This window comes from Limosilactobacillus panis DSM 6035, from assembly GCF_001435935.1.
GTDB classification, from domain to species: Bacteria; Bacillota; Bacilli; order Lactobacillales; family Lactobacillaceae; genus Limosilactobacillus; species Limosilactobacillus panis.
This window is the reverse complement of sequence record NZ_AZGM01000101.1, coordinates 1-3,479: the sequence shown is the minus strand read 5'-3', so window position 1 is coordinate 3,479 and position 3,479 is coordinate 1. Positions and strand designations below refer to the sequence as shown.

General features: G+C 46.6%; 3 protein-coding genes. All 3 read left to right on the top strand.

The window, feature by feature from the left end:
* Positions 1-652 precede the first annotated feature (652 nt).
* From FD32_RS06570 to FD32_RS06560, 3 genes are read left to right on the top strand one after another with little or no spacing between them, the layout of a single operon-like run.
* A complete protein-coding gene (locus tag FD32_RS06570) occupies positions 653-1,771 on the top strand; it encodes a vitamin B12 independent methionine synthase (protein ID WP_047767157.1) in 1,119 nt (372 codons plus the stop codon).
* 25 nt (positions 1,772-1,796) lie between these two features.
* Positions 1,797-2,273, top strand: a complete 477-nt coding sequence (locus FD32_RS06565) for an S-ribosylhomocysteine lyase (protein ID WP_056962145.1) — start codon at positions 1,797-1,799, stop codon at positions 2,271-2,273.
* A gap of 28 nt (positions 2,274-2,301) precedes the next feature.
* On the top strand, positions 2,302-3,168 hold the full coding sequence (locus FD32_RS06560; RefSeq protein ID WP_047767153.1) for a MetQ/NlpA family ABC transporter substrate-binding protein: 867 nt from the start codon (positions 2,302-2,304) through the stop codon (positions 3,166-3,168).
* Positions 3,169-3,479: the final 311 nt, after the last annotated feature.

Below are 3,479 nucleotides of genomic sequence, written 5' to 3'. Positions count from 1 at the left end.
AAAAAGCCAATAACCACACGCCTTTGGCGTGATTATTAGCTTTCAAGTTTCAGTTAATATTTGATGAGTTTTTGAAAAATGTTCATTAAGTGTTACAATCGTTCTTGAAAGCGGTTACCTAGCGCTCATTCGCGAATGCCGCTTGATCAAAGACTTTTTAAGGAGCGTTTTTTAATATGGAAAGTTTAGTATTACTTTTAGGTTTTGCAATTGAAGCAGTGGTTCTCTTAGTTATTAAGCAAATATATTCTTAGTTCGAAAAAATTAAATTTATTCTTGACATTCATTAACGTGGATTATACAATAATGACAATCAAATTAAGAAACGCTTAGAAAAGATGAGTAGTGTTCTAATGACTTTACAGAGAATCACCGGTGCTGAGAGGTGACGAGTCGGCGGCTCACGAAGATGGTCTTGGAGCAAGTTGTGATTGCGAGCTACGGTAAGTAATCCACGGTTGACGACCGATAGCAAGTCTAGGTTTACCAGATCGGTGTACCTATTGAGGGTGGGGATGTGAGTCCCTACCAAATTAGGGTGGTATCACGTTAATGAATTTCTAACGTCCCTAGGAAAGACTATTGCGCCTTTCCTAGGGACGTTTTTGCTTTTAACCATCTTCTCATTTAAGCGGGAAAGGGAGAATTGAACATGAGTGAAAAATTACAAGCACCATACCGTTATGACATTGTCGGCAGTTTCCTCCGACCGGCTAAGTTAAAGGATGCCCGGGCTAAGTATAAGGCGGGTGACATTGACGAAGCCACCTTAAAGGCAGTCACCGACGAATGCATCACTGATCTGATCAATAAGGAAAAGGCGGTGGGCCTTCATGCGGTGACCGATGGAGAATTTCGGCGGAGCTGGTGGCACCTCGACTTTCTTTGGGGCCTGAAAGGGGTTGCCAAGTATGACTACCAGAAGAGCTATAAGTTCCACGGCGCTAAGACCCGGACAGACAATGCCGAATTAGCCGGGAAGGTGGCCTACAACCCTGACCACCCATTCTTCGCGGCCTTCCGGTTTGCCCAGCAGGCCGCTGGTAAGGGGACAGTAGTCAAGCAAACGATTCCATCGCCAACGATGCTTTTCCGGGATAACCGGTCGGACAACTGGCCAGAGTTTTATGACCGGCGGGCTGATTACCTCACTGACTTGGCAACGGCCTATAACAAGACCATCAAGCATTTCTACGAGCTGGGTTGCCGCTACCTCCAGATTGACGACACGACCTGGGCCTTCCTCATTAGTAAGCTCAATGAAACGGCTGACCAAAAAACCGAACATGCCAAGTATGTTCAACTGGCCGAGGATGCGGTGACCGTTATCAATAAGGCCCTGGAAGGGTTGCCGGCTGACCTGACCGTAACGACCCACATCTGCCGGGGGAATTTTAAGTCGACCTTCCTCTTCTCCGGTGGGTATGGACCGGTGGCCAAGTACCTTGCCCAACTCAACTACGACGGCTTCTTTCTGGAGTATGACTCCGACCGGGCAGGGGACTTCTCACCACTGGCAACGATTTGGAATAAGCGGCCGGATGTCCGGATTGTCTTGGGACTAGTTACTTCAAAGTCCGGCGAACTCGAAGATGAGGGAAAGGTGGTTAAGCGAATTCACGAGGCGGCCGAACACGTTCCTTTGGAAAATCTGTGTTTGAGTCCCCAATGTGGGTTTGCATCAACGGAAGAGGGTAATATTTTAACGGAAGAACAAGAATGGGCAAAATTAAGACTGATTAAGAAGATTGCAGAAGAAGTTTGGAACTAAGAAATTTATAAAGGAGATCATTATTATGGCTAAAGTTGAAAGTTTTACGTTGGATCACACTAAGGTAAAGGCACCATACGTTCGTCTGATTACGGTTGAGGAAGGACCAAAGGGTGATAAGATTAGTAACTACGATTTACGGTTGGTACAACCAAACGAGAACGCCATCCCAACCGCTGGTTTACACACGATTGAACACCTGCTGGCTGGTTTGCTGCGGGACCGGTTAGACGGGGTCATTGACTGTTCACCATTTGGTTGCCGGACCGGTTTCCACTTGATTACCTGGGGTGAACACTCCACCACGGAAGTTGCTAAGGACCTGAAGTCATCACTAGAAGAAATCGCCTACAAGACTAAGTGGGAAGACGTTCAAGGAACCACGATTAAGACCTGTGGGAACTACCGTGACCACTCCTTATTCTCCGCTAAGGAATGGTCCAAGAAGATTTTGAGTGAAGGAATCTCCGACAAGCCATTTGAACGGCACGTTGTTGACTAGTTAAAGAAATAAGAGAGGAAGGTTGACTATGCGCAAGAAGAGAGGACGAAAGATTTGGTGGTGGGTGATTGGAATTGTCGTTGTCTTAGCAGCAGCGTTCGGCCTGGGCGTTGCCAGCAATGGCGGCCCGCTTGGAAACAAGGAGATCACCATTGGGACAATTGGTCCGGATGTCCAGGTTTGGCAGCACATTGCTAAGAGTAAGGAGGCCAAGCAGGCCGGGCTAAAGATCCGGGTCAAGGACTTTACCGACCCGGTTGCCCTGAATAAGGCAACGGCCAATGGTCAGATTGATGTCAATGCTTTCCAGTCCTGGTCCTACCTCCAGGCTTATAACAAGGAAAATAAGAATGGCCAGTTAGCGGCCCTCGGGACGACCTACCTGGAACCAATGGGGATCTACTCCGACCGTTACAAGAAGATTAGCCAGGTTCCAGATGGGGCCACGGTAGCCATTGCCAATAACCCGGCAAATACGGCGCGGGGGCTTCTCCTCTTGCAGAGTGCTGGTTTAATTAAGCTAAAAAAGAGTTTCAATGCTACGAGTGGTACAAACGAGATTGCTGCTAACCCGAAACACCTCAAGTTTAAGGAAATTGACGATACAACGGGTCCCCGGGTTTTGAAATCAACTGACTTAGTCCTGATTGGGAACACAATCGCCTTGACGGGACACTTGAACGTGTTGAAGGATTCAATTTACCACGAAAAGGTTGACCAGAGTACCAAGAACAACATCAACGTTCTGGCAACGGCCAAGAAGAATCGCAATAACGCCCGTTACAAGAAGTTGGTCACCCTGTATCACAACCAGAAGATTCAGCAGTGGATCAACAAGAAGTACCAGGGAACCAAGGTAAATGTTCAAAAACCACTTAGCTATTTAGAAAAGTAGGGTGATTCTGATGAATATTGTCCACTATCTCGAAACAAACCTACTGCGGTCGCAACGGGCGGTTAAACTCCCAACCGGCCACAAGGTTTGGCGCTGGTTAAACCAACCGATCAAATAAGATGATTAGCTCTCCATTCGTGGGGAGTTTTTTTATTGGTGTCTTCTTTAGAAGAGAATATTTACTTTAACTAAAGCAAAATAAAAAAACCTAAAACAAAAGCCACACCCAAAAAGACGTGACTTTTGCCGAAGTTAACTAGGGTCTGTCTTAAAACAAGCTTTTTAGCCAAAGTTCCGGTATAATCTGGTTA